The sequence below is a fragment of the Candidatus Binatia bacterium genome (assembly GCA_036563615.1).
Classification (GTDB): Bacteria; Desulfobacterota; Binatia; order UBA12015; family UBA12015; genus DATCMB01.
This window is the reverse complement of the sequence record DATCMB010000021.1, coordinates 218,807-245,418: the sequence shown is the minus strand read 5'-3', so window position 1 is coordinate 245,418 and position 26,612 is coordinate 218,807. Positions and strand designations below refer to the sequence as shown.

Annotated in this window: 23 protein-coding genes; 7 read left to right on the top strand and 16 right to left on the bottom strand. The window is 71.2% G+C overall.

Annotation, left to right across the window (positions count from 1 at the left end):
* Window positions 1-43: 43 nt before the first annotated feature.
* The 5 genes from VIS07_18065 to VIS07_18045 all read right to left on the bottom strand — a co-directional run bounded on the left by VIS07_18065 (window position 44) and on the right by VIS07_18045 (window position 5,656).
* Window positions 44-1,264, bottom strand: a complete 1,221-nt coding sequence (locus VIS07_18065; protein ID HEY8517421.1) for an alpha/beta hydrolase-fold protein — start codon at window positions 1,262-1,264, stop codon at window positions 44-46.
* A gap of 78 nt (window positions 1,265-1,342) precedes the next feature.
* Entirely contained in the window at window positions 1,343-1,792 is a 450-nt protein-coding gene (locus tag VIS07_18060) for an SRPBCC family protein (GenBank protein HEY8517420.1), read from the bottom strand.
* Window positions 1,793-1,957: 165 nt separating this feature from the next.
* Complete coding sequence (locus VIS07_18055) at window positions 1,958-2,395, bottom strand: VOC family protein (GenBank protein HEY8517419.1); 438 nt, start codon at window positions 2,393-2,395, stop codon at window positions 1,958-1,960.
* 605 nt (window positions 2,396-3,000) lie between these two features.
* Window positions 3,001-3,384 (bottom strand): hypothetical protein, encoded by a 384-nt coding sequence (locus VIS07_18050; GenBank protein ID HEY8517418.1) that lies wholly within the window; start codon window positions 3,382-3,384, stop codon window positions 3,001-3,003.
* 574 nt (window positions 3,385-3,958) lie between these two features.
* Entirely contained in the window at window positions 3,959-5,656 is a 1,698-nt protein-coding gene (locus VIS07_18045; protein HEY8517417.1) for a hypothetical protein, read from the bottom strand.
* A gap of 355 nt (window positions 5,657-6,011) precedes the next feature.
* Between VIS07_18045 and VIS07_18040 the strand changes: the two genes are divergently transcribed.
* The 3 genes from VIS07_18040 (at window position 6,012) to VIS07_18030 (ending at window position 10,891) form a co-directional block, all read left to right on the top strand.
* Window positions 6,012-7,547, top strand: a complete 1,536-nt coding sequence (locus tag VIS07_18040; GenBank protein HEY8517416.1) for a phenylalanine--tRNA ligase subunit alpha — start codon at window positions 6,012-6,014, stop codon at window positions 7,545-7,547.
* 4 nt (window positions 7,548-7,551) lie between these two features.
* Window positions 7,552-9,243, top strand: a complete 1,692-nt coding sequence (gene pheT, locus VIS07_18035) for a phenylalanine--tRNA ligase subunit beta (protein ID HEY8517415.1) — start codon at window positions 7,552-7,554, stop codon at window positions 9,241-9,243.
* A 136-nt stretch (window positions 9,244-9,379) separates the two neighbouring features.
* Window positions 9,380-10,891, top strand: coding sequence for an alkaline phosphatase PhoX (locus VIS07_18030; GenBank protein ID HEY8517414.1), 1,512 nt, complete (start codon window positions 9,380-9,382; stop codon window positions 10,889-10,891).
* Between the two features lie 56 nt (window positions 10,892-10,947).
* Here the strand turns inward: VIS07_18030 and VIS07_18025 are convergent, their stop codons facing one another.
* The 9 genes from VIS07_18025 to VIS07_17985 all read right to left on the bottom strand — a co-directional run bounded on the left by VIS07_18025 (window position 10,948) and on the right by VIS07_17985 (window position 19,144).
* Window positions 10,948-11,985: an MBL fold metallo-hydrolase gene (locus VIS07_18025; GenBank protein HEY8517413.1), complete on the bottom strand. Its 1,038-nt coding sequence runs from the start codon at window positions 11,983-11,985 to the stop codon at window positions 10,948-10,950.
* Window positions 11,986-11,989: 4 nt separating this feature from the next.
* The gene (locus VIS07_18020; protein HEY8517412.1) at window positions 11,990-12,409 is read right to left on the bottom strand and encodes a biopolymer transporter ExbD; all 420 of its coding nucleotides are present in this window, start codon (window positions 12,407-12,409) and stop codon (window positions 11,990-11,992) included.
* Window positions 12,406-13,143 (bottom strand): MotA/TolQ/ExbB proton channel family protein, encoded by a 738-nt coding sequence (locus VIS07_18015; GenBank protein ID HEY8517411.1) that lies wholly within the window; start codon window positions 13,141-13,143, stop codon window positions 12,406-12,408. Before VIS07_18015 ends, VIS07_18020 begins: the two co-directional genes overlap by 4 nt.
* 15 nt (window positions 13,144-13,158) lie before the next feature.
* Window positions 13,159-14,004, bottom strand: coding sequence for a TonB family protein (locus tag VIS07_18010; protein ID HEY8517410.1), 846 nt, complete (start codon window positions 14,002-14,004; stop codon window positions 13,159-13,161).
* Between the two features lie 227 nt (window positions 14,005-14,231).
* The gene (locus VIS07_18005; protein HEY8517409.1) at window positions 14,232-14,528 is read right to left on the bottom strand and encodes a hypothetical protein; all 297 of its coding nucleotides are present in this window, start codon (window positions 14,526-14,528) and stop codon (window positions 14,232-14,234) included.
* Window positions 14,529-14,706: 178 nt separating this feature from the next.
* Complete coding sequence (locus VIS07_18000; GenBank protein HEY8517408.1) at window positions 14,707-15,924, bottom strand: CoA transferase; 1,218 nt, start codon at window positions 15,922-15,924, stop codon at window positions 14,707-14,709.
* 22 nt (window positions 15,925-15,946) lie between these two features.
* Window positions 15,947-17,149, bottom strand: coding sequence for an MFS transporter (locus VIS07_17995; protein ID HEY8517407.1), 1,203 nt, complete (start codon window positions 17,147-17,149; stop codon window positions 15,947-15,949).
* Window positions 17,150-17,155: 6 nt separating this feature from the next.
* On the bottom strand, window positions 17,156-17,953 hold the full coding sequence (locus tag VIS07_17990; protein ID HEY8517406.1) for a hypothetical protein: 798 nt from the start codon (window positions 17,951-17,953) through the stop codon (window positions 17,156-17,158).
* 12 nt (window positions 17,954-17,965) lie between these two features.
* Complete coding sequence (locus tag VIS07_17985) at window positions 17,966-19,144, bottom strand: acyl-CoA dehydrogenase family protein (protein HEY8517405.1); 1,179 nt, start codon at window positions 19,142-19,144, stop codon at window positions 17,966-17,968.
* 90 nt (window positions 19,145-19,234) lie between these two features.
* On the opposite strand from VIS07_17985, the gene VIS07_17980 reads away from it, so the two are divergent.
* The gene (locus VIS07_17980; protein HEY8517404.1) at window positions 19,235-19,522 is read left to right on the top strand and encodes a hypothetical protein; all 288 of its coding nucleotides are present in this window, start codon (window positions 19,235-19,237) and stop codon (window positions 19,520-19,522) included.
* Between the two features lie 48 nt (window positions 19,523-19,570).
* On the opposite strand, the gene VIS07_17975 is transcribed toward VIS07_17980, so the two are convergent.
* Window positions 19,571-20,692 carry a pectin acetylesterase-family hydrolase gene (locus VIS07_17975; protein ID HEY8517403.1) on the bottom strand — a complete coding sequence of 374 codons (1,122 nt, stop codon included), beginning with the start codon at window positions 20,690-20,692 and terminating at the stop codon, window positions 19,571-19,573.
* A gap of 97 nt (window positions 20,693-20,789) precedes the next feature.
* Here VIS07_17975 and VIS07_17970 point away from each other — a divergent pair, with 97 nt between their 5' ends.
* Window positions 20,790-21,776, top strand: coding sequence for an NAD(P)H-quinone oxidoreductase (locus VIS07_17970; protein ID HEY8517402.1), 987 nt, complete (start codon window positions 20,790-20,792; stop codon window positions 21,774-21,776).
* 58 nt (window positions 21,777-21,834) lie between these two features.
* On the opposite strand, the gene VIS07_17965 is transcribed toward VIS07_17970, so the two are convergent.
* The gene (locus tag VIS07_17965; GenBank protein ID HEY8517401.1) at window positions 21,835-23,082 is read right to left on the bottom strand and encodes a HAMP domain-containing sensor histidine kinase; all 1,248 of its coding nucleotides are present in this window, start codon (window positions 23,080-23,082) and stop codon (window positions 21,835-21,837) included.
* A gap of 374 nt (window positions 23,083-23,456) precedes the next feature.
* Between VIS07_17965 and VIS07_17960 the strand changes: the two genes are divergently transcribed.
* A complete protein-coding gene (locus VIS07_17960; protein ID HEY8517400.1) occupies window positions 23,457-25,094 on the top strand; it encodes a long-chain fatty acid--CoA ligase in 1,638 nt (545 codons plus the stop codon).
* Window positions 25,091-26,557 (top strand): AMP-binding protein, encoded by a 1,467-nt coding sequence (locus VIS07_17955; protein HEY8517399.1) that lies wholly within the window; start codon window positions 25,091-25,093, stop codon window positions 26,555-26,557. The genes VIS07_17960 and VIS07_17955 overlap by 4 nt, the downstream gene beginning before the upstream one ends.
* The last annotated feature ends 55 nt before the right edge of the window (window positions 26,558-26,612 follow it).

Here is a 26,612-nt window from a genome sequence, read left to right as displayed (position 1 = left end):
GGGCAGCGTCTGAGACGTAGCAGCGGCCTTGCGCTCGCGCCGCTCAGCAGCCCGCCGGCAGCCGACGCGCGAACGGCAGCTCGGCGGTGAAGCGGCAGCCGCGCGCGCCGGTGATCGTCACCGTGCCCGAGCCGCTCGCGGTGAGCCGCGAGCCGTTGCGCCGGAACTCGACGAGCTCGGTCGGCTGCTCCGCGAACTCGAAGCCGAGGCCCCACATCTCGCCCGCGCGGGACGCCGTCCGGTAGGTCCACGCGCGCGGACGCTCGCGGACCGGCGCGAAGAAGCCCCAGGTCGCGCGCACGTCGCGGAACGCGCGCCGCCAGACGCCGAAGGTGTGCACGCCGCACGGCTCGCGCGTCGCGACGCTCGCACCCGCGGCGCGAAGCTCGGCTGCGTACGGCGCCTGCTGGCTGCGGATGAGCTGCTCCGTGAGGCCGTCGAGCTCGAAGGTCGGACCCGGCGGATCGCCCGGGCAGTTGGTGCCGTCGCCCGACAGCAGGTAGACGCGCGTGTGCTCGAGGTTCGGCGCGAGCGCGATCGGGTTCATGCCGGTCGCGTAGGCGCCGTCGGGCGGACCCCAGACGTCCTCGTACGCGACGCCGGTGACGGCCGGAATCGCGGCAACGACTTCCGGCGCCTGGATGTTCGGAAATGCGGACGACAGCGCGACCACCGAGCCGAAGTAGCCCGGCAGCAGCGACGCGAAGCGCAGCGCACCCTGGCCGCCCATCGAGATGCCTGCGATCGCGTGCCAGCGCCGCTCCGGACGGATGCGGAAGCGCTCGTGGATCGTCCGGCGCACCTCCTCGAGCAGATAGGTCGCCCACTGCGGCGTGCCGAACGCACCGCCGTTCCACCAGTCGGTGTACATCCCGAGGCGGCCGCCCTCGGGCATCACCAGGATCGCGTCGAGGCCCTCGAAGTCCTCGAGGTCCCAGCGGTTCGGATCCTCGTTCGCGCCGTGCAGCAGCCACAGCACCGGGTAGCGACGGCCGCGGAACCGGTCGTAGCCGTCGGGCAGCAGCACGCGGACGACGAGCGGCCGCGGGCCGCCGCGCACCTCGCCGCCGGGCGCGCTGGTGTCGACCAGCGGCGAGGAGAGCTCGATCTCGACGAGCTCGGTCGCGCGCGCGGTGGACGTGAGGAGCGGCGCGACGATGAGCGAGGCGAGGAGCGCGATCGCTGCAGTGGCGCGGGATCGCGGGAGCCGGCGTGCCGGGTGGTGCTTCGAAAGGGTCGAGAGCATCCGCGGGAGCGACAGCATCCGCGGAAGATAGATGCGCCGCGCCGGCGGGCACAAGCCGCTTACGGTGCGAGCGGTTGGCTGCGCCGGCGCGAGCGGTCAAGCGTCCGGGATCTCCGGCTCGACGAGCTTCGCGAGCTGCTCGAGCGACTCCTGCCAGCCCAGGTAGCAGGACTCGACCGGGATCATCTCCGGCAGCCCCTCCTGCACGATGGTGACCTCGGTGCCGCAGGACACCTCCTGCAGCGAGACGGTGGTGAGCATCTGCCCCGGCAGGCTCGGGTCCTCGAAGGCGTCGGTGTACTGGATGCGCTCGTTCGGAACGAGCTCGCGGTACTCGCCGCCGAACGTGTGCCCGTTGCCGGTCGAGAAGTTGCGGAACGACATCCGGTAGGTCCCGCCGACGCGCGCGTCCATGCTGTGCACGGTGCAGGTGAAGCCGTACGGCGGCAGCCACTTGGCCATCGCCTCCGCCTCGGTGAAGGCGCGATAGACGCGCTCCGGCGTGGCGCGAAGGACGCGGTGAAGACGAACGGTGCCCGTTGCCATGGTGTGATCCTCCCTGATTGATCGTCGCTGCGTTTGAGGAGCGCGCGGTTGGCGGCTCTCAGCCCCTAGTCGAGCGAGGGGTGGCGAGATCGACGGAGGGCGGCCTCGATTTGGCGAGATTCGGGTGGGGGAGGCGAGACGGGCTGCGGTTCGGCGCGGCGGGCGCTACGCGGCGAGCTGCTCGGCGAGCGCGACGACGATGCCCTCCGGGCCGCGCAGGTAGGCGAGCTTGTACGCGTCCTCGTACTGCATCTCGCCGATGACCTCCGCGCCCCGGTCGCGCATGCGCGCGACCATCCCGTCGATGTCGTCGACCGCGAACATCAGGCGGCGCAGCCCCAGCGTGTTGAGCGGCGCGTCTGTCGGGCCGAAGCGGACCGTGTCGGGCGTGTGAAACTTGTCGAGCTCGACGCCCTGGCCGTCGGGCGTGCGCAGCGTCACCAGGGTCGCGCGCACGTCGCCGAGGCCGATCAGCCTGCCGACCTCGGGGCCTCCGACCTGGGTCTCGCCTTCGAGCGTGAGGCCGAGGTCGACGAAGAACGTCGTGACGGCCGGGAGGTCGTCGACGACGATGAGGATGTTGTCGAGTCGCTTGAGCGCCATGAGTTGGGCGTGCCTGGTTCCGGAAGGTGTGTCGATACGGGGGCGCCGATCAAGCGGGCACGTAAAGGGGGTGCGATGAAGCGGTACTCAAGTGCGTAACGTTCCTCATCTCGTCAGCTACTCAGTGGCGGTGACGAGCGTGCGGACCCAATGCTGGAGGTGGCAGGGGAGCATCGACACCGCACTCGGCGGTGTGCCCTCGGTAGCCGTGCGCCGTCCGGCTTGCGCCGCTCCCGGAAATGTTCGTCGGCGGCTTTCCGCCACGCGATCGACGTGGTGCCGCGGTATGGGCCTGGGTGGTGCAAGGCTCGCGCTGGCTGGCGCTCCCCTGGTGATCAAGCGCCAGGAGACGCAATTTGCGAAACCCGAAAGTCGACTTCTTATCCGAGAAGTGAACCTAGCGTACCCGCGACTCTGACCACCTTGGCTGTCAGCCCTGCAATGGTGTCTAGTTTCTTCACGGACTCCCAGGCGCTTCGGATCACCGTCGGAGTCGAGAAGAGCTTGCTTCAATTGGACGAGTGCGCCAGCGGCGTCTTGATGAGCAGCGTTGACCTGGTTTCCGTCGCCAACGGTGATGATGTTCTGGCCGGTCGCTTCAATTCTTATCCCCTGAACTTGTCCATGGTAAACTCACCCGGCCCTTCGATCTTGCCGATTCCAGCTGCCGTTATTTGGTAATACGAAGTTGTATTCGGAATGACGGTACCCGAAGGGAGCGAGACAGATTTCTCGACTTTGTCCTCTTTAACCCATCCTTGACTCAACAGATAGTTGAGGTTGCTCATAACGTCCTGCTGGGACAGGTTATGCGCTGCCTTCAACTCCTTCAGTACGTCCGTGATCTCAACGGCAATCCCTTCTTTCCGCGGGCGCTCGTCGCGGCAGCGTTGCGGTCGTAGAAATACTGAAGAAGGATTCTGCGTATCTCGGTGTTTGATCGCTTGCTTGTCGCTCTGATCGAGCGCGAAAGCGAACCAGAGCCGCATCAGCTACTGCGTTCTCGTGACCAGAGGTTCGGGTAGATTTCGATGAGCGCACACGGTCTCATGCTCAGCTGTCTTCTAAATCTCCCCCCGTACGCACGGTACGCGAACTTTCCTCTTCCTAAGTTCTGATACGTCTGATCGATTCGCGTCAGGGTAAAGCTCGGAAACCGCAGCCAGGCAGCATCGACCTCCGCGGACTCGCCGACGGCAAGCCTAAGCCGACGAACGGGAAGAGTATTCGTCGCCGGCGTGAACGACAGATCGACATCCACGCAATCCGCGAGCTCCGGGTGCAACCGCCCATTGCACACCCAACCACGCTTCGTCCGCCGGATCTGCACATCCACCAACCGCCGCCCGGCGTTCCCCTTCACCGTCGCCGACCGCGTCATCCACTGACCGTCACAAACGACCCGGTACTGCAGACAGCACGCCGACCTTCTGTGCAGGAAGACCGCGACACCGGAAAGAACGAAGCCCTCGCGAGCCCGCGCGAGCGTGCAGCAGTCGTGCCCCGGCACATCCCTCCGCCGCCACAGCACCGCGTCGATGATCGTCGGCGCCGCGCGCGAGCTCATCCATCACCCGCGACGGGATCGCCCGGCCCCGGCGCGACCAGCGGCGGCCGCACGTGCGCGCACGCCTTCGCGCCCCGCGCGCGCTGCTCGCGCTCCTCGAGGTACGCGCCCGCGATCTCCTCGCGCGGCACGCCGTCGAGGCTCCGCACGACGTCGCCCAGCGCGAGGATCTCGCGGCGCATGTGCTCGAAGTCGATGCCGTCCTCTCCACCGTACACGGGGTCGAACATCGACCAGGGGCCGGTGATCGCGGAGGTCGTGGGGATGAGGTCGGTGTGCAGGATCGTGCCGAGGCCGCCCTGCGAGCAGATCCTGGGGACCTGCGTGGGGTCGGGGACGCCGACGCCCTGGAGGACCATCGTCCGCGCGAGCTGACGGCGCTGCACCGCGGCGACCGACGCTTCGACCAGCGCGGGGCTCTCCTCGGGCGCCGACCAGGCGATGGGCTCGGTGAGGCCGGTGATCTCGATCCGGTTGTCGGGGCCGCCGCTCGGAACCTGCTCGAGCGTGCCGAGGTGCTCCATGACGATCGCGAACGCGACCGTGCCCTTCTCGTAGTCCTCGTCGAGCTGCTTGCTGTAGGCGAACAGGCCGTCGTTGGTGAAGCCCATGTGCGCGCTGGTCAGCGCGAACTCGACGTCGCGCTTGCGGCACTCGATGGGTAGCGTCGCGAGGTAGCGCGCGAGCGCGAGGATCCCGACCGCGCCGTTCTCCTGCACCCAGGTATTGCCGTCGGTGTTTGTATTGACGACGATGCGCTCGCGCGTCTGGCCGGGCAGCGTCGCGATGACGTTGCGCGTCCGCGCGAGGTCCCACTTGGCGCGCACGACGATGCGCGCTGCGCGTCCTTCCGCGGCGAGCTGGCGGAGCCGCTCGCGCTGCTCGTTGCCGACGAAGACTCCGGACACGCGGTAGCGCGTCCCGGTGTGCGGACCCCAGTAGCCGCGCACCTGGTCGCCGGGGACGTCCCAGACGAACACCAGGCCGACCGCGCCCGCGCGGCTCGCGTCGAGCAGCGAGGGCTCGAAGCTGCGCAGGAAGCCGCGGTCGTAGTTCCCGGTCTGCGGGAAGTCGGGCGTCGCGTAGTGCGAGATCGCGTGGAAGAGGTTGTACGGGATGAAGCTCGGCTCGACGTCGCGGACGATGATCTTGCCGCGCGCGTTCTCCGCGGTGATCGGCTCGTCGCTCGGAATGTAGACGAGCGGGGCGCGCGTGCCCTGGCCCGAGGTCGGCAGCGTGAAGGGGATCGCGCCGGAAACGGGGATCTCGCCGACGCCCTCCACCGAGAGCGCGCCGGCCTCGGCGAGGTCGCGCCGCAGCGCCGACGCGCGCGGCAGCGCCCTCTGTCCGTCGTCGCCCGCATCCCCGGTGGCGTCCGACGTCGCGAGCCGCGTCCTCCCGACCGCGCGCGGCAGCGGCTGCCAGCGCGTCAGCGTGTAGAAGTCCGAGCGCACCTTCATGCCCGGGATCGCGCGCAGCTCGCGCACGAGCCACTCGAGCATGCGGTCGTGCTCGGCGCTGCCGGGGTTGCGCAGCCCGAAGCTCGCGATCTTGGCGTTCAGCGCCCGCAGCTCCTCGGCGCTCGCGAACCGTGCCTCCTCGATCGTCGTCGGGCACGAGGTCGGCTGGGCGCCGGCGCTCGTCGGGAGCGCGACGAGTGGCGCCACGAGCGCCGCCGCCGCGAGCAGCGCCACCGCGGCCCCGCGGGGCGCGGGCCGAGGCACGTCGCGCCAAGGCGCGGACGTGCGCGCCGCGCGCCGCGGCATCTGCGAGAGCTGCGAAAGGGTCGTCGCCGTTCGGGTCATCGAGCGTCTCTCCTCCGGATCGGTCGACGACGCGCGTGCCGTCGACCGGGCGAGGCTAGCCCGAGCGGCGCCCGCCGTGGAAGCCGTGAACGCCCACATCCGCCGCCGCGCCCGCGGCGCGCGCGACCGCCGGCGCTCGCACCCGACACCCGGACACCCGCGAAACCGCCCGCATGCACGCGCCACCCGTGGCGCGTCCGCCCACGGACCGATAAACGACCTGCTCGTCCCGCCCGAGGCAGCCGTGAGCACGCTCGACGAACTCTCCTCCACCCTGCACCCGCTCGAAGCCAAGGTCCTGCGCGCGCTCGCGAGCGCCGACGCGGCGCTCGGCGAGGCCGATCTGGCGGCGCGCGCCGGCATCCAGGAGGCGCAGGCGCGCATGGCGAGCGAGTGGCTGCTCGCCAAGGCGGCGCTCGAGGCCGCGAGCGAGGAGAGCGTCCCCTACGTCGCCCTCGACGACACGGGGCGGGAGTTCGCGAAGAGCGGCATCCCGGAGCTCGCGATCCGCCGCCGGCTCGAGCAAGGGCCCGCCGCCATGGCCGACCTCGGCGACGCGAAGGAGCTCTCGGCCGCGATCGGCGGGCTCAAGAAGGCGAAGCTCATCACCGTCGAGCAGGGCAAGTTCGCGCTCGCGGCGGGCGGCGACTGGTCGGCGGTCGAGGCGGATCAGGCGCTGGTCGCGCAGCTCGCAGAGAAGGACCGCTGGTTCGAGGGCGACCTCGAGCCGCGGCAGTGGCAGCGCGCGCGCGAGCTCGCGAAGAAGCCCGGGCGCTCGTCGCTCGGCATCCGGCAGGGCGAGCAGCGTCGCCGCACGCTGCAGCTCACCGCGCTCGGCCGGGATCTCGCCGCGCGGGCCGCCGAGGTCGCCGACGAGGTCTCGCAGCTCACGCCCGAGATGCTGCGCGACGGCTCGTGGCGCAAGGTGCGCTTCCGCGCCTACAACGTGCAGATCCCGCCGCCGCGCACGTTCGGTGGGCGGCGGCACCCGTACCGGGAGTTCCTCGACGCCGTCAAGCGCAAACTGATCTCGTTCGGCTTCGAGGAGATGCGCGGGCCGATCGTCGAGAGCGAGTTCTGGAACAACGACGCGCTCTTCATGCCGCAGTTCCACCCGGCGCGCGCGATCCACGACGTGTACTTCGTCGAGGGCATGCCGCGCGCGAAGGAGCTGCCCGAGCCCGCGGCGACGAACGTCGCGCGCGCCCACGAGTCGGGCGGCGACACGGGCTCGATCGGCTGGCGCTACGCCTTCGATCGCGACGCGACCCGGCGTCTCATCCTGAGAAGCCAGGGCACCGCGCTGTCCGCGCGTCAGCTCGGCAAGAACCCGAACATCCCCGGCAAGTACTTCGCGATCGCGCGCTGCTTCCGCTACGACGACGTCGACGCGACGCACGCGCCCGACTTCTTCCAGATCGAAGGAATCGTGCTCGGCGAGGAGGTCAACCTCCGCCACCTGCTCGGGCTCATGAAGCTCTTCGGGCTCGAGATCGCGCGCGCCGAGGAGATGCGCTTCACGCCGGGCTACTTCCCGTTCACCGAGCCGAGCGTCGAGGCGCACATGCGCCACCCGAAGATCGGCTGGATGGAGCTCGGCGGCGGCGGCATCTTCCGCCCCGAGGTCACGAAGCCCTTCGGCATCGACGTGCCGGTCATCGCCTGGGGTCTCGGGCTCGACCGCATGGCGATGGTCGCGCTCGGCATCGACGACATTCGCGATCTGTTCTCGCCGGACCTCGACTTCCTGCGCAGCCGGCGCAGCCCGATCCTCGAGTAGCGCGATGCCGACCATCCTCGTCGATCTCGCGGACCTCGCTCGCCTCGTCGGCGACGACTACCCGGCGGACCAGATCGAAGCCGACCTCGAGCTCGTGAAGGGCGAGCTCAAGGGCGTCGACCCGACGACCGGCCGCACCAAGATCGAGCTCAACGACACCAACCGTCCGGACCTCTGGAGCGCGGCCGGCATCGCGCGCCAGATCCGCGCGCGCCGCCGCGGACGCCGCGACGCGTACGACTGCTTCATCGCCGCGCCGGGCGACAAGCGCATCCTGGTCGACGCGCGCGCGACCGAGGTGCGTCCCTACGTCGCGGGCTTCCTCGCGCGCGGTCCGGCGGTCACCGACGAGTCGCTCGCCGAGCTCATCCAGTCGCAGGAGAAGCTCTGCGAGGGCTACGGCGCGCGGCGCAAGTCGGTGTCGGTCGGCATCTACCGCGCGGAGAAGATCCGCTTCCCGGTGCGCTATCGCATGGTCGAGCCGCGGGGCGCGCGCTTCGTGCCGCTCGGCATGGACGACGAGCTCGACCTGCAGCAGATCCTCGAGCGCCATCCGAAGGGCGTCGAGTACGGGCACATCCTCGCCGGCGCTCCGGTCTACCCGCTGCTCGAGGACGAGGCTGGCGGCATCCTGTCGTTCCCGCCGATCATCAACTCGCGCGCGATCGGCGAGGTCGTGCCGGGCGACACCGAGCTCTTCGTCGAGGCGACGGGCACCGATCTGCGCGCGGTGCTGCTGATCGAGAACATCCTCGCCGTCGACCTCGTCGACCGCGGCTGGACGATCGAGCCGGTGGTCGTCGAGTACCCGTTCGACACGCCGTTCGGTCGCGAGGTGCGCGCGCCGTACCCGCTGACCAACGAGCTCGAGGTGCCGACGCGCGACTTTGCGCGGCTCCTCGGCACGTCGCTGGAGCCGGGCGAGATCGCGCGCGTGCTCGAGTCGTACGGCTGCGACGTCGAGGTCGGCGCGGAGCGCACGCGGGTCGCGACCGCGCCCTACCGTCAAGACTACATGCACCCGGTCGACGCGGTCGAGGATCTGGCGATCGCGATCGGCTTGAACCGCCTCGAGGCCGTGTGGCCCGAGCGCTTCACGCCGGGTCGCCTCGCGCGCTTGACGCTGCACGAGGACAAGTTGCGCGAGCTGATGATCGGCCTCGGCTTCGAGGAGATCATCGCCAACGTGCTGTGCTCGCGCGCCGACGTGACGACGCGCCTCAACGCCGAGGACGCGCCGGTCGTCGGGCTCGAGAACCCGATGAGCGAGAGCTACGCCGCCCTGCGTCCGACGCTGCTCGCCTCGCTGCTCGCGGTCGAGGAGCGCAGCGCCAAGACGGCGTACCCGCACCGCGTCTTCGAGGTCGGCGAGGTGGTCGTGCCCGACGCTGACGATCCGCACTTGAGCCGCACGACGTCGCTGCTGGGCGCGCTCGTCGCGCACCCGACGGCGAGCTTCTCGGACGCGCACTCGGTGCTGAGCTACCTCGGCTACTACCTCGATGCGCCCGCCGAGCTGCGTCCGGTCGAGAGCGGGACGTTCCTGCCGGGACGCGCCGCCGAGGTGATCGTCGGCGGGCACGTCGTCGGACGTCTCGGCGAGCTGCACCCCGAGGTGCTCGAGCGCTGGGGCGTCAAGATGCCGGTCGCGTACCTCGAGCTGCGCCTCGACGCGCTCCTCGCCGCAGAGCGCTGAGCAGCGCGCTCGGCCGCGCTTTCTTCACGACGAGATCGCGGCGGTTTCACCGCCGCTTCATCGCCACGTCACCTCGCTCGCCTATGGGTCGTTGCGCCGGAGCCCACGGCACGGCGCAGCCCAGAGGAGGAGCGACATGCGAGAGAACCACGTGGCGGACATCGCAGCGACGGCGGAGCACGACGCGACGGCAACGAGGCGCGGCGCGACCACGACGGCGCGCGGCGCAGCGGAGGGCGAGCGCGACACCGCGGCAGCAGGGCGCGAATCCGAAGCCGCGCAGCGCGGTGCGCTCGGGCGGCGCGCCTTCCTCGGCCGCACCGCAGGCGTGATCGCGGGCGGCCTCGCGCTCGCTGGCGCAAAGGGCGGCCTCTTGCCGCGCCTCGCGAGCGCCGCGTGCAAGCGCGTCGGCTACGGCCCGCTCGCGCCCGTGCTCGACGAGACCACCGGTCTGCCGCTGCTGCGGCTGCCGGAAGGCTTCACCTACCGTTCGTTCGGCTGGACCGGCGACCCGCTCGCGGACGGCACGCCCACGCCCGGCGGCCACGACGGCATGGCGGTCGTGCGCGCGACGCACGCGAAGCTCTGGCTCGTGCGCAACCACGAGCTGCGCGGCGAGGGTCGCGCGTTCGGCGATCCGGCGATCACCTACGATCCGCGCGCGCAGGGCGGCACGACGACGCTGGTCTTCGATCCGCGCGCCGGCCGCTGGCTCGGCGCGCACGCGAGCATCTCGGGAACGAGCACGAACTGCGCCGGCGGCCCGACCTGGAACGAAAGCTGGCTCACCTGCGAGGAGACGCTCGACGAGCACGACCGCACGCACGGCTGGGTGTTCGAGGTCCCGGCGCTCGGCAAAGCGCGTCCCGAGCCGCTGCGCGCCATGGGACGCTTCGTGCACGAGGCGGTCGCCGTCGACCGCCAGACCGGAATCGTCTACTTGACGGAGGACCGCGGCAGCGCCGGCTTCTACCGCTTCTTGCCACGCGACCGGAACCGGCTCGCGAAGGGCGGCAAGCTGCAGATGCTCGCCGTGCGGGGCGAGCCCAATGCGGACTTCCGCGGCGCGGTGGCGCCGGGCTCGGTCTTCCGCGTGACCTGGGTCGACATCGAGGATCCCGAGCGCGCGCACGCGCCCGGCACGACCGACGGCGGCGGCGTCTTCGGGCAGGGCGCGGAGCGCGGCGGGGCGATCTTCTCGCGCCTCGAGGGCGCCTGGTACGACGCGCGCAAGCAGCGCGTGGTCTTCGTCTCGACGAGCGGCGGCGCCATCGGCGAGGGGCAGATCTGGGAGTACGAGCCGCGCCGCGAGCGTCTGCGGCTGCTCTACGAGTCGTCCGACGAGGCGGTGCTCGACAACCCGGACAACGTCACCGTGAGCCGCGACGGCGGCGTGCTGGTGTGCGAGGACGGCGACCTCACCGGGCAGCGCCTTCTTGGCTTGACGGACGACGGCGAGGTCTTCCCCTTCGCACGGAACGACGTCGTGCTCGACGGCGAGCGCAACGGCATCGTCGGCGACTTCCGGGACCGCGAGTGGGCGGGCGCGACCTTCAGCCCGGACGGGCGCTGGCTGTTCGCGAACCTGCAGACGCCCGGGATCACGTTCGCGATCACCGGGCCGTGGAAGCGCGGCGCGCTGTGCTGACGCGCGCGACGGAGCAGGCCGGCTGACGGCGCGCTCCGGAGCCGCGCCGCGCCTACCTAGAACTCGCGCGTCTCGCCGACGCGCAGCACGTAGAGCGACTGCGGGTCCATCGCGGCCTCGCTCGCCGCCTGACGCAGCCGCCGCGGCGGCTCGTCGGGCGGCTCGTCGCTGAGATCGAACGTCCCGTAGTGCACCGGCAGCATGCGGCGCGCGCGCAGGTCGCGGCTCGCCTGCAGCGCCTCTTCGGGCGTCATGTGCCAGTAGTGCATCATCTCGAGCGGCGCGTAGGCGCCGATCGGCAGCGCGGCCATGTCGAACGGGCCGTAGCGTTCGCCGATCTCGGCGAAGCCCGCGAAGTAGCCCGTGTCGCCGCCGAAGTAGAAGCGGCGCTCTTCTCCCAGCACGGCGTACGACGCCCACAGCGCCTGCAGGCGATCCGTCAAGCCGCGTCCGCTCCAGTGCTGCGCCGGCAGGCAGACGATGGTCACGCCGTCGATCTCGACCGAAGCGCCCCAGTCGAGCTCGATCGGGTTCGTGATGCCGGCCTCGCGCAGCGTGTCGGCGTTCGCGAGCGGCACGACGAAGCGCGTCTCCGCGTCGCGCTCGGCGAGCGCGCGCAGGGTGGCGACGTCGAGGTGGTCGTAGTGGTTGTGCGAGACGATGACGAAGTCGATCGGCGGCAGGTCGGCGAGCGCGACGCCGGGCGGCTGCGCGCGCTTCGGACCCGCGAACTCGAACGGGCTCGCGCGCTCGGACCAGATCGGATCGGTGAGAAAGGTCACGCCGTCCATCTGCACGAGCACCGTCGCGTGCCCGATCCAGGTGACGGTCGGCACGCTGTGGCGCGCGTTGTAGCGCAGGAACGCGCCGTCGTTCGGCACGACCTCGGGCCAGCCCGAGCGCCCGGTGAACGTCGTCGCCGCGCGACGCAGGAAGAAGGGCAGGGTGACCGAGACCGGCGCGAACGGCAGCTCGCCCGCCGGGTTGAGGAACGTCCCGTCGCTGCTCCGGCGCGCGCCCGTGATCATGCTCGCCTCCGGCGCCGTCGCCAGGAAGGCGAGTACGAGACCGACGAGCAGCGCACGGGCACGCACGAGCTCAGGACGTGGCGGGCTGCGCCGGCTGCGTGAGGAGCCCGATCGCGGTCACGCCCGCAGCACGGCAGGCGTCGATGACCTCGACGACGGTCGCGTAGGACAGGCTGCGGTCCGCGGAGAGGAAGACCGTGCGGTCGCTGCGCTCGCGGAAGATGCTCTCGAGGCGCTCGCCGAGGCGGTCCTGCGGCAGCGTCTCGCCGTCGAGCGACAGCGAGCCGTCGGCCGCGATGGTGAGCGTGAGCTGACGCTCCTCGGACGCCGGCTGGCTGTTCTTCGTGATCGGCAGCTCGACCGGCGCTTCCTGCTTCAAGAGCGGCGTCACGACCATGAAGATCACGAGCAGGACCAGCACCACGTCGACGAGCGGCGTGACGTTGATCTCGGCGCGAAAGCCGCCGTCGTCGATCGTCGGTCCGGTCATCGCGACTCTCCGCCCGCCGCCTGCGCCGTCGCACGGCGTCCGATGCGGCTGAGCGTCGCGTGCGACTTCTCGCGCCGCGCGCCGAACTCGGCGCCGAGCGCCACGACCGCGAGCTCCTCACCCGCGCACTCGAGCTCGGTCATCAGCGCCGTGATGCGCGCGGTGATCGTGTTGTAGAGCCACAGCGCCGGGATCGCGGTCAGGATGCCGAGCGCGGTGGTGATGAGCGCCTCCGCGATGCCGCCCGCGACCACCGCGAGCCCGCCCTGGCCGCTCGCCGCCATCTGCTCGAAGGCGTTGACGATGCCGATGACGGTGCCGAAGAGGCCGATGAACGGCGCCGTCGAGCCGACGGTCGCGAGGAAGCCGAGGCCGCGCCGCAGGCTCGCGTTCGCGGCGAGCAGCAGGCGGCGCATCGTGCGGTCGTAGGCGCGCTCCGCGACCTCGTGCGGCATCTCCTCGTCGAGGACCTCGCCGAGCCCGCGCAGCAGCACCGCAGCGGGCGACGCGTCCGCCGGTCCCGCAGCGACCTCGACCGCGCCGCCCCAAGGACGCTCTTCCGCCGAGCGCCACGCGCCGAGAAACGACGCCGAGAGCGTCGCCGCGCGCCGCACCGCGAGCAGACGCTCGATGCCGATGGCGAGCGCCGCGACCGACATCCCGAGCAGCACGAGCACGACGCCGCGCCCGATCAGCCCGGCGGACATCCAGAGATCGACAAGCGAAAACTGCATTGAGCGTTCCTTCGGTCAGCGTAGCACGAAGCGCACGGGCGCTTGCAGGATGACGCGCAGCGGTCTGCCCTGGGCGTCGCGCGCGGGCTTGAACTTCCAGCGCTTGAAGGCCTCGATCGCCGCCTCGTCGAGCGCCGGGATCGACTGCACGACCCTCACCCCGGGCTCGACGGTGCCGTCGCGCGAGATGATCGCCTCGATCATCACCTGGCCCTCGATGCCGCGCAGCCGCGCCGACTCGGGGTAGACCGGCATCACACGGTGCACGACCACGGGCGGGACGGCCGCCTGGCGCACCGGGGTGACGTCGCTGCCGAGGCCGCCCACCTGGCCGCCGACGAGGCCGCCCTCGACGCCGGCCGCGTGCCCCTCGGCGACGCCGCGCGGACCGGCCGTGCCGGTGCCGGCGGCGTCCGTCGTCTCGGTCGTCGCAGCGGGCGGTGGCGTGGTGGGCTCGGTGCGGGCGGGCTTCGCCTGCGCCTTGGGCTTCGGCTTCGGCTCGGGCTTCGGCTTGGCCTTGGGCTTCTCGACGGGCTTCGGCTGCTCGACGATGCGCTCGAGCGGCGGTTTCTCGACGACCGGCTCGGGCGCCGGCGCCGGCGGCTCGGGAGCGGGCTCCGGCGCGGCCTGGACCGCGGGCGGCGCGCCCCCGCCGTCGGGCGTGCCGAGCTTGGGCGGCGGCGCGGGCTCGAAGAACACGAGCCGGATCGGCTCGGGCTCGATCTCGCGCGCCGCGTAGCTGCCGAGGACGATGAGCCCGATCAGCAGCAGCGCGTGACCCAGGACCGAGGTCAGGATGGCGACCGTGCGGTGGCCGGGGACCTCGGGAAACAGGTCGGCAGAGCGTTGCGAGACGGCCACCCCCATCCCTTAACACTCCGGACGGCCGCCGCGCAGTCCGTTTCGGCCGAGCGGCCGTGGGCGGGATCGACCGGGCGCGACCGGCCGGAAAAGCGCGAGCCCCGGACGCCCGGGTGGCGGCGGTACGCGTCTGCGCGGACCGCGGAGCCGGGCCGGGGCGCCCGGGGCTCGCTCGTGTGGCCGTCCCTCGGCGGCGGCGCCGCGCCGGAACGGCCACGCCGCTCGGCTCAGTGATGGTGGTGATGATGGTGCTTGTGCTTGTGCCCGTGCTTGTGCCAGCCGTGCCGCTTCCCCGGCGGGTACACGCGGACGTAGGACGGGCCGTAGTAGGCCGGTCCGACGACCACCGGCGGCGGCGCCACGACCACGGGCGGCCTGACCACCACCGGTGGCGGCGGCGCGACGATCACGCCGGGGAACGGTAGGCCGATCCCGATCGAGACGTCGACGCCCGCGGACGCGATCCGCGGCGCGAGCAACAGAGCGACGGCGAGCGTTGCGCCGAGCGCGAGCTTCTTCAGCATCCGTCGTGTCCTCCCGCGGGGAAGGAACAGATCGGAGCGACAGAGGTTGCGCTGACGGCTCGCGTGATCGGCGTTGCGTCGCGCGCTCGCGCGCCGGAGCCGCGCTGCGTTTCGCGCAGCGCGCACGACGTCGCGTCAGCGAAGCAACGTGCAGCTCAGCGACGCGACCCTCGTGAGATCACCCGAGCACGCCCGCGCGCTCGAGCTCGTCGATCTCCTGCGCGCCGAGCCCGAGCAGCCCCGAGAGGATCTCGCGGTTGTGCTCGCCGAGGCGCGGCGGCGGCGCGAGCGGCGGCAGATCGCCGGGCGTGAAGCCCTCGTCGCGCAGCTGGATCGGGCTGCCGAGCACGCGCACCTCGCCCCAGCCCTCGTAGCTCACGCGACGCAGCAGCCCCTGCTGCTCGTTGTACGGATCGTCGACCGCCTCGCCGAGCGTGCGCACCGGCGCGCACGGGATGCCGGCCGCGGACAGCAGGCCGATCACCTCGTCGCGCGAGCGCGTGCGCGTCCACGCAGACACGCGCGCGTCGATCTCGTCGCGGCGCGCGGCGCGCTCGCGACCGGTCGCGAGCGTCGCGTCGTTCGCGAGCTCGTCGTCGGCGATCGCCTTGCAGAACTCGCGCCAGTGCGCGTCGGTGACGCACATGATCGCGGCCCAGCCGTCGGTCGTCGGATAGATCCCGTACGGGCTCGAGCCCGGCACCGAGTGTCGGTTGCCGGTGCGTCCGGGATCGACGCCCTTCTCGAGGTACGGCGAGCTGTACGCCATCAGCGACGGGAAGGTCGCGTCGAGCATCGGCACCTCGACGCGGCGGCCGCGTCCGCTGCGCTCGCGCTCGCGCAGCGCGAGCAGCACCGCGGCGAAGAGGTGCGCCGAGCCGAGCATGTCGCACAGGGTCGCGCCCGCCTTCACCGGCGGCTGCTCGGGAAAGCCGGTGATCGCCATGTGGCCCGAGATCGCCTGTACGGTGAAGTCCATCGCGCCGAAGCGCTCGTAGACGCTGCCGTTGCGGTAGCCGCGGCCCGACGCGAGCACGATTCTAGGATTGACGCGCGAGAGCACGTCCCAGCCGAGGCCGAGGCCTTCCAGCACGCTGTCGTCGCGGAAGTTCTCGAGCACGACGTCGGCGCGCTCGACGAGCTTGAGAAAGATCTCGCGGCCGCGCGGCTGCTTGAGGTCGAGCGTCATGCCCTTCTTGCCCGCGTTGAGCATCAAGAACGAGTAGCTCGCGCCGCCCGGCGAGATCGCCGCACGGCGCACGATCTCGCCGCCCGGCGGCTCGATCTTGATCACCTCGGCGCCCTGCGCGGCGAGCAGCAGGCCGCAGTACGGACCGTTGTAGACCTGGCCCAGGTCGAGCACGCGGACGTCGTCGAGCGGGGTGGCGAGCATCATCGAGCCTCTTTGTCGAACGCGTTCAGCAGGTCTGCCGGCGCGTCATCTCGGGTGCGATCAGCGCGACCGCGATCGCCATGAGCGCGACCACGCAGCCGCCGATCGACAGCGCGCGCGTGATGCCGATGCGATCGCCGATCGCGCCCAGCATCCACGCGCCGAGCGTCGGCAGCCCGAACAGCGATACCGTCATCATGCTCATCACGCGAGCGCGCATGTCGTCGGCGACCGTGATCTGGATCAGCGTGTTGAGCGACGCGATGCAGACGATCATCGCGTAGCCCGCGGCGGCGAGGACGAACAGCGACGGCACGAAGCTGCGCACGCTCGCGAGCAGCACGAGCAGCAGCCCGAAGACGAACGCGCAGCCGACGACGAGCAGACCCTTGTGTCGCACGTCGCCGGCCCAGGCGAGCGACAGCCCGCCCGCCACCGCGCCCGCGCCGACGGCGGAGAACAGCAGCGTGAAGCCTTCGGCGTCGAGGTGCAGCACGTCGCGCGCGAGCGCCGGCATGAGCACGATGTACGGGAAGCCGAACAGGCTGAGCGTCACGCAGAGCACGAGCAGCGCGCGGATCACGGGATGGCGACGCGCGTAGTCGAGCCCGGCGCGCAGCGCGCTGCCGATGCGCGCCGGCGCGACCATCTTGCGCTGCGGGACGTCGAGCGCGAGCGCCGCGCCGAGCATGACGAGGAAGCCCGCGCCATTGAGCGCGAAGCACCAGCCGACGCCCGCGTAGGCCATCACCGCGCCGCCGATCAGCGGGCCGACGATGCGCGCGACGTTGAACGAGATCGAGTTCATCGAGATTGCGTTCATCAGGTGCTCGGGCGGCACGACCGACGGGATCAGGGCCTGGAAGACCGGCATGAAGAACGCCGTGCCCATCCCCGACACCAGCGAGATCGCGATGATCATCCAGATCTCGACGATCCCCGTGAGCGTGAGCAGCGCGAGCGCGAACGCGCAGACCGCGAACACGATCGACGTGCCGCACAGGATCCGCTTGCGGTCGGCGTGCTCGATGATCGCGCCGCCGAGGAGGCCGAGCACCAGCGTCGGCGCGCTCTGCGCGAAGCCGACGCGTCCGAGCCACGACGCCGAGCTCGTGAGCTCGTAGATCAGCCAGCCCATCGCGACGCTCTGCATCCACACGCCGACGTTCGAGACGAACGACCCGAACCAGAGCAGCGCGTAGTTGCGCGAGCGAAGGGCGGCGAACACGGCGCCTCAGTCGAGGCGCATGCGCGCCTCGAAGATCCGCTGGCGGCGTCCCGAGCGCGACAGCGAGCGGAACAGGAAGCCGCGGAAGAGCATCACCCAGGTGAGCAGCACGCTCGCCGCGATCAGCGTCGCGACGCGTCCCGCCTCGCCCATCGGCGGCAGCCAGGCGCGCAGCGTGAGATCGACGATGCCGAGCGCGTTGGTCGCGCCGACCGCCGCCATCGCGAACAGACCCTCGCGCAGGCCGAGCGCGAACAGCGGCGCGAACACGATCGCCACCGGCACCAGCCACTCGACGGCGTTCTGGCGCATGAAGCCGACCGCCTCGTCGACCAGCCCGAAGCCGTCGCGCGTGCCCTGGTAGACCAGCTCGGGCAGCGGGTTGCAGAAGATGAAGAGCCCGAGGTTGACCGCGAGCGGGAGCCAGCCGAGCGCGGGGTTCTGCTCGGTGATCAGCGCGAGCAGCAGCTCGATGATCCAGAACAGGAACAGGACACCGGTGACGCTCCACAGGTAGCGCGAGAACGTCGGACCGAGCTCGTTGAAGCGGATGCGCTCGTGCGCGACCGCCTCGCCGAGCAAGCTCAGAAACGAGCTCAGGCACGCGGCCATCGCCAGGAAGACGACGAAGCCGCCGGCGAATCCGAGCGGGGCTGCGAGCACCTGCGTGAACGACAGCACCAGCGAGTAGAGCGGCAGCAGGACGACGATCCAGAAGTTGCGCGCGAGCGCGCGCGTCGCGTCCCGTACGGCGTCGCGGTAGAGGGCGAGCGTTGCTCGCACCAGCAGGCCGGCATCGTTCATCCGAGCGTCGTCTCAGCCGCCGAGCGAGCGCGTCAGGTCGCGCGTCAAGTTCTTCTGGTGGGATTCGAGCGTGCCGCCGCCGATCTCGAGCAGCTTCGCGTCGCGCAGCAGACGCTCGACGGTGAACTCGCTGCAGTAGCCCCAGCCGCCGAGCACCTGCATGGCGTTGTCGGCGACCTCCTTGCCGACCGGCGCCGCGAACAGCTTCGCGGCGTCGGTGCCGATGCGGTTGCGCTGCCCGGGACCGGTGTTGCGCGCGACCTGGTAGATCAGGCAGCGCGCGGCCTCGGTCTTGGCGTACGACTCGGCGACGTAGCGCTGGATTTGCCCGAACTCCGCGATCGGCTTGCCGAAGGCGTACCGCTCGACGCTGTAGCGCAGCATGATGTCGAAGCAGCGGTCGGCGATGCCGAGGCTCATCGCGGCGAGGCAGAGGCGCTCGATCTCGAGGTTGCGCATCATGTGCGTCAAGCCGCCGCCCTCGGGCCCGAGACGGTTCTCGACCGGCACGATGCAGTCGTCGAAGATCAGCTCGCACATGGGTGCGGCGCGCATGCCCATCTTCTCGATGTGCGGACCGGTCGAGAAGCCGGCGCAGGTGCGATCGACGACGAACGCGGTGATGCGGCCGTCGACCTTCGCGTAGACCAGGCAGCAGTACGCGTCCGGGCCGTTGGTGATGAACGTCTTGCGGCCGCGCAGCACGTAGTGGTCGCCCTCGCGGGTCGCCGTGGTCTGCATGCCGAGCACGTCGGTGCCCGCGCCCGGCTCGGTCATGCCCATCGCGCCGACCCACTCGCCGGTGAGCGTCTTCGCGAGCCAGCGCTCGCGCTGCTCGTCGTTCGACGCGTGGAAGAAGTTGTTCACGAACAGGATCGCGTGCGCGAGGTAGGCGAGCGTGAAGCCAGGATCGGACTTCGCGAGCTCGTGGTGCGCGATCACCGCCGCGGTGGCGTCGAGGCCCGCGCCGCCGTGGCTCTGCGGCACCGTCAAGCCGAGAAGCCCGAGCTCGCCCGCCTTGCGCAGAAGATCGACGTTGAGCGTGCCGGAGCGGTCGTGCGCCGCCGCCTGCGGCTCGACCTGGTCCCGGACGAAGCCCGCGACGAGCTCGCGGAGCATGCGATGCTCCTCGCTGGGCGCGAGCAGCTCGCCTGCGGTGGTCGGGATCGGGGTGGCTGGACTTTCGGGCATCGGCGAATGGTCGCGTTTTTCGCCCCCGGATGCCAGCCGCCGTTGCCGGCTTTGCATCGCAAAGTCGGCGGTGCCACGCTCGGGCGCGGCATGGATTGGCGTCGCGTCCCGCTCGGCGAGCACGTGGTCGAGGCAGCGTCGGTCGTCTCCGAGGCCGAGGTGGTGCTCGAGTTCACCCCCGACGCGCGCGGCTGGTTCCGCGTCACCGTGTTCGAGGACCTGCGCGCGGCGGACGACGACGAGCGCTACTTCGCGCGCGCCGAGGAGAAGAGCGAGCCGACGCTGCAGGGCCTCGGCACGGCGGCGACGCCGGAGGACGCCGCCGCAATCGCCCTGCGCGAGGCGGGCGTGTCGCTGCGCCGCGCGCGCGGGCGCTAGCCGGCGCCGTTCGTCGTCCGACGGGCGCCGGCCGTTTCCCGCCGCGCGCTACTCGACCAGGTCGCGCCAGGCGTCGCCGCCGTCGAGGAACGCCTGCGTCCAGTCGCGCACCGTCACGCCGTCGATCGTCTGCGTGTAGAACTCGGGCGACAGCAGCACGGTGTGCGCGCTACCGGTCTTGAAGTAGCGCTGGAAGCGCTCGGGGTTGCGCGCGTGGATATCGTTCGTCACCGAGCGCAGCAGGCTCTCGTAGGCCGGACCGTCGAGGTCGATGAAGAACGAGATCACGCTGTCCTGCAGGTACGAGTACAGCGACGCGCGCAGCTTGGAATCGCGCTGGAACGCCCAGTCGAGGAGATAGGTGTACTGCGGGTCGCACTCGGTGCAGCTCGCCGGGATGCGGCGCGTGAAGTCCCAGTTCGCGACGCGGTCGCGGACGTCCTGGCTCGCGTCGGGGTTCTGCACGCCGGGACCCGAGTCGTTGAACACGATGATCTCGGTCTCGGGGAAGGCGACGCGTGTCGTCGCGTAGCCGGCGAAGGTGCCGTAGCCGCCGGCGCTGCTGCCCGCGACGAGGATGCGCGACGGATTGGGGAACTCGCGCTTCAGCGCGTCGACCGCGACCGACAGGTTCCACAGGCCGTGGTGGAACGTGCGGTTGCCCTGGTAGTCGACGATCTTGTCGCCGGTGAACACCGAGCCGTCGCAGTAGGGCACGTAGACGATGTCCCAGTCGCGGAACGGGCTCCGCGGGTCGTCGAGGTCGAGCGAGCCGGCCTCGATCGCCGAGTTCGCGCGCGTCGACGCGGTGCCGAGGACGTAGCAGGTGACGTAGTCCCAGCACGCGCCGCCGCCCTGCAGGTAGAGGAGCACGTTGTCCGACGCGCCGTGCCGGACGTTGACCTGGAACTCGTCGCCCATGAGGCAGACGGCCTGCTCCTGCGCGGGATCGAAGAAGTACTCGGTCCACTCGCCGTTCTGCCGACTGCGGCTCGGCTGCTGCACGTCGAGATAGTCGCCGAAGCCGCTCGCCGTGAGCTCGGCCGCTGCGCGCGCGGCGAAGCCCGCGTCGCCGTCGCTCGAATCCGAGCAGCCCGCGACGAACGCCGCGCAGAGCGCGAGGGCGAGAAGCCGCCGGGTGCCTTCCTTGACGTTGCCGAGAGTGGTCACGCGTCCCTCCAAGGATCCATCCGCCAGGTTCGTGCAGCCGGGCTTGCGTTGTCGCCCGCCGCGATCGAAGACCCTTCGGCATAACCGAGGAGCGACGATGCAAGCAATCGTGATTCGTGAGCCGGGCGACGAAAGCGTGATGCAGCTGGGCGAGGTGCCCGAGCCGACGCTCGGAGCGGAGGAGATCCGCATCCGCGTGCGCGCGACCGCGGTCAACCGCGCCGACCTGCTGCAGCGCCGCGGCCTCTATCCGCCGCCGCCCGGCGCGTCGCAGATCCTCGGCCTCGAGTGCGCGGGCGAGGTGCTGGAGATCGGTCGCGACGTCCCGCCCGGACGCTTCCGCGAGGGCGATCGCGTGATGGCGCTGCTCGCCGGCGGCGGCTACGCGCAGCAGGCGGTCGTGCACCACGGCTCGGTGATGCCGGTCGAGGGCGCCCTCGACCTGATCCACGCGGGCGGCTTCCCCGAGGTCTACCTGACCGCGTACCTGAACCTCGTCGTCCTGGGCGGGCTCGCGGAAGGGAAGAGCGCGCTCGTGCACGGCGGTGGCAGCGGCGTCGGCACGGCGGCGATCCAGCTCGCGCGCGAGATGGGCGCGCGCTGCTACGTGACCGCGGGCAGCCCCGAGAAGTGCCAGCGCTGCGTGGATCTCGGCGCGACCGCCGCGATCGACTACAAGCGCGAGGACTTCGCCGCGCGCATCAAGGAGCTGACCGGCGGCAAGGGCGTCGACGTGATCCTCGATCCGATCGGCGGCTCGTACCTCGAGAAGAACCTCGCGAGCCTCTGCGTCGGCGGACGCCTCGTGTTGATCGGGCTCACCGGCGGCGCGAGCGCGAACGTCAATCTGGCGCCGCTCCTGACGCGACGTCTGCACATCATCGGCTCGACGCTGCGCACGCGCTCGAACGAGGAGAAGGCGCAGATCGTCGCCGGCTTCCGCGAGCGCTTCGGCGAGGCGATCGCCGCGGGACGGCTGAAGGTGGTCGTCGATCGCATCCTGCCGCTCGCGCAGGCGCCGGAGGCGCACCGCGTGGTCGCGGCGAGCGAGCACTTCGGGAAGGTCCTGCTGCGCGTCGACTGACGCGCGGCGGACGCGCGTCGATCACGACGCCCGCGGCATTGCCGCGGGCAGGAGCGTCTCAGGCCGCCGCCGGGGTCCGCTCCGCCGACGCCGCGAGCGGCAACACGAGCGAGAACGTCGTTCCGACGCCGACCGTGCTCTCGACCTCGAGCGCGCCGCCCATGCGCTCGGCGAGGCGGTACGCGATCGCGAGGCCCAGCCCGACGCCGCCGCGCGTGCACTCGTGCGCGCGCCGGAAGCGGTCGAAGATGTGCGGCAGGTCGGCGGGCGGGATGCCCGGGCCGGTGTCGCTCACGCGCAGCACCGCGAAGTCCCCGCGCCGGTGCGCCTCGAGCCGGATCTCGCCGTGCTCGGTGTACTTGCACGCGTTCCCGAGCAGGTTGCCGAGCACGCGCGACAGCCGGTGGCGATCGGCGATCACCGTCAGGCCCGGCTCCACCGCGCCGACGAGCGCGATCGGACGCCCGCGTAGCAGCACCTGCGTCGACGCCAGCACGTCGCGGCACAGCCCGTCGAGCGGCACGACCTCGCGCAGCGGCTCGAGCGCGCCCGCGCGGTCGGCCGAGCCGTCGAGCACGTTCTCGACGAGCTGCGAGATCTCCCACAGCGAGCGGCGCACGCCGGCCAGCGCCTGGGCGCGCTCGTCCGCCGGCAGATCCGCGTCCGCAGCCATCTCGGCAAAGCCGATGGCGATCGCGAGCGGATTGCGCACGTCGTGGCTCAAATTCGCGACCATGTCCTCGCGCGCCGCCATCGCGCGCCGCTCGCGAGCGGCCGCGCGGCGGTGCGCAACCTCTCTGCGCTCGCGCCGCGCGCGGCCCGCGTCGATCCCCGTCGCGACCGCGAATGCGATGCCGGCCGCGAAGACGAGCGCGCCGCCGAGCTGAACGAGCTCCGCGCCGTGCACGTCGGAGAACGAAGCCGCGACGAGCAGCGTCACCAGCGCGACGCTGACCACGGTGACGCGCGAGCGTGCGCTGGCGAGCTGCGTCGCGAGCAGCGTGACCACGACCGTCGCGCCGGCCGCGAGCAGCGGTATTGCAGCCGAACCGCTGCGCAGCATCTCGAACGCGATCATCACCGTGAGCAGCGCCGCGACGCCGAGCGACAGCCCGGGAATCGCGTGCCGCAGCTGCCGTACGTGCAGCGCTGCGAGCGCGACGCCGCCGAGCGCGAAGCATTGTATGACGAAGCTCGTCGACGGACCGTGCTCGCTGCCTGCGAGCAGCGACGTGGCGCCAGCCGTGGCAGCGAGGAGAAGCGCGATCCGACCGCTCGCCGCGAGCGTGTTGCGTCGTGCCCGCACGAGCCGTCCGCGCGCCCGCACGCGCTCCGCAAGGGTGAGTGGTTGTGCCGCCAAATCGCTCATCGGCCGCCCTCACGAGAAGCGAAGGGAAGAAAGGGACTTCCGATTCGTCGAAATGCGCCCGAGGTCTGCAGGGTCAGGTGATCTGAGGTCTGAACGAGGTCGGCTCGGGAATTTCTTTCCTGACGCGCATGCTGCGGGTGGGTGGTGAGACCCTCGCACGTCGAGGGGGCCGACACTCGCACAAGTGCCCTCCCCGTTGCAAGGGCTTTCTGCCCCACTCGACGCTTTCTGCCCCGCGTGGCGAACGGTTGTCCGCGCCGTGGGCCGGACGCTAGGAGAACGGCTTGGGATTTTCTGGGAGGATTCGTTCCATGCTGAGCACGATGCAGGATCACCCGCTGACCATCCGCGACCTCTTCGAGCACGGGCGGCGGGTCTACTCGGACAGCGAGGCGCTCACCTTCGACGGCGAGGGCGTGCAGCGCGCGACGTTCGGCCAGATCGGTGAGCGCGTCGAGCGCCTGGCCGCGGCGCTGGATCGCCTCGGCGTCCGACCCGGCGACCGCGTCGGCACGTTCTGCTGGAACGAGCAGCAGCACCTCGAGGCCTATCTCGCCGTGCCGAGCATGGGCGCGGTGCTGCACACGCTCAACATCCGCCTGTTCCCGGAGCAGCTCGCCTACGTCATCAACCACGCCGAGGACAAGGTGATCCTGGTCGACGACTCGCTCGTGCCGCTGCTCGCGCGCGTCGCGGACAAGCTCAAGAGCGTCGAGCACATCATCGTCGTTGGCAATGGCGATGCGTCGGCGCTCGGCAAGACGCTGCGCTACGAGGAGCTGCTCGCCGCCGAGTCGACGGGCTTCGCGTGGCCGGAGATCGACGAGAGTAGCGCTGCCGCGATGTGCTACACGAGCGGCACCACCGGCGATCCGAAAGGCGTCGTCTATAGCCATCGCTCGACGTACCTCCATTCGCTCGCCGCGACCTCGGGCGCGGTCTTCGCGCTGAACCAGAACGACTCGGTGCTGCTGATCGTGCCGATGTTCCACGCCAACGCGTGGGGCCTGCCGTACGCGGCGTGGCTGGTCGGCGCGAGCCTCGTCATGCCGGGACGCTTCCTGCAGGCGGAGGGGCTCTGTCGTCTGATCAAGCTCGCGCGCCCGACGCTGTCCGGCGCCGTGCCGACGATCTGGAGCGACATCCTGCGCTACGCGGAGACGACGCGCGTCGATCTGTCGTCGCTGCGCATGGTGGTGTGCGGCGGCTCGGCGGTGCCGCGCATCCTCATGGAGCGCTTCGAGGAGCGCCACGGTCTGCGCATGATCCAGGCCTGGGGCATGACCGAGACGAGCCCGCTCGCCGCGATCGCGCTGCCGCCGCGCGGCTGCGACATCGCCGACGAGATGGACTGGCGCGCGAAGACGGGCCGCGTCGTCGCCGGCGTCGAGCTGCGCATCGTCGACGGCGACGGCAACGTCCTGCCGTGGGACGGCCAGGCGGTCGGCGAGATCGAGGTGCGCGGACCGTGGATCACCGGCAGCTACTACCGCGACCCCGCGCCGGAGAAGTTCCACGACGGCTGGCTGCGCACGGGCGACGTCGGCACGGTCGACGAGAAGGGCTTCATCCAGATCACCGACCGCGCGAAGGACGTCATCAAGTCGGGCGGCGAGTGGATCTCCTCGGTCGAGCTCGAGAACGCGATCATGGCGCACCCCGACGTGATCGAGGCCGCCGTGATCGGCGTGCCCGACGACCGCTGGCAGGAGCGTCCGCTCGCCTGCGTCGTGCTGCGCGAGGGCGCGCAGCGCTCGCCCGAGAAGCTCGCGGAAGCGCTGTCGACCCGCGTCGCGCGCTGGTGGATCCCCGAGCGCTGGTCCTTCATCGACGAGGTGCCGAAGACGAGCGTCGGCAAGTTCGACAAGAAGGTGCTGCGTAGCCGCTTCGCCGAGGGCAAGCTCGAGGTGCTGACCGGCCCGGCGCCCGGCTCGCAGGAACGCGCGTGAGCGACGCGGGCGACCGTCGGGGCTACCGCCTCGACGAGGCGCTCGCCGTCGCGCGGCTGCGCGGCCGCAGCTGGGCGCCGATCGTCGAGGACGAGCGTCGCACCGACGTCGTCACGCTCGACTCCGTCGCGAGCGAGGTCGCGGCCGAGCTCGTCGCGAAGGGCGTGACGCGCGGCGAGCGCGTCGGCCTCGCGGTCGAGAACGCGGCGCCGCACATCGCCGCGGTGTTCGGCGTCTGGCGCGCGGGCGCGGTGCTGGTGCCGCTGAATCCGCGCTTGACGCCCGGTGAGGCGGACGCGCTGCTCGCCCACGCCGGCGCGACGGTGCGGCTCGTGGTCGACGCGCGCGACGGCGCGCGCCGGATCGAGCCGCTGCCGCACGCCGCCACGCGCGCGAGCGACGCGATGGACGACGACGTCGCGGTGATCGCCTACACCTCGGGCACCACGGGGCGTCCGAAGGGCGTCGTTCTCACGCACGCCAACATGTTGTGGGCCGCGGCCGCGGTGATGAAGACGCGGCGCGACCACGAGCGCTCGGTCGCCGCGGTGGTGAGCCCGCTCTGCCACAACCCGATCTTCGTCTCGCACTACCTCGCGCGGCTCTTGAGCGGCGGCACCGTCGTGCTGGGCGGCTTCGCGCCCGAGCGCGTCGTGCGGCTGATCCGCGAGCACGGCGTCACCGACCTGCCGCTCGTGCCCGCGATGATCGGGCCGCTGCTCGAGTCGCGCGAGCTCGGCGACACGAGCCGGGTCGAGAAGGTCTCGGTCGGCAGCGCGCTGACGCCGATGGACGTCAAGCACCAGCTCGCCGAGCGCTTCGCGAACGCGGAGATCATCGAGGCCTACGGCCAGACGGAGAGCACCGACGGGCTCACGATGGCGGTCGGCCGCGAGGCGCTCGAGCGTCCCGGCACGGTGGGACGCGCGCACGCGCTGCTCGCGGTCGCGATCGAGTCGCGCTCCGGCGGGCTCGCAGCACCCGGGGAGACCGGCGAGATCGTCGCGCGCGGGCCGGTCGTCATGCGTGGCTACCTCGACGACCCCGAGGCGACCGCCGCCGCGCTGCGCGACGGCTGGCTGCACACCGGCGACCTCGGCCGCATGGACGAGGACGGCCACGTGTTCATCACCGGGCGCCTCAAGGAGATCATCATCACCGGCGGCGAGAACGTGAGCCCGGAGGAGATCGAGGCCGTGCTCGGACGCCATCCGGCGGTCGCCGAGGTCGCGGTGTTCGGCATGCCGCACGAGCGCTGGGGCGAGCAGGTCACGGCCGCGGTGGTCGCGCGCGCGCCCGTCACCTGCGAGGATCTGCGTGAGTTCGCGCGCCCGCACCTCGCCGGCTTCAAGCTGCCCCGCGAGCTGGTGGTGGTCGACGCGCTGCCCAAGACGAGCGCGGGCAAGATCAAGCGGCGCGAGATCCGCGACCGGCTCGTCGCGAGCACGACGGCGACGCGCTAGCGGCGAGCGGCGGAGGCCCTCGCTGCGGACGGAGGGCATGCCCGTCGAGCTGCTC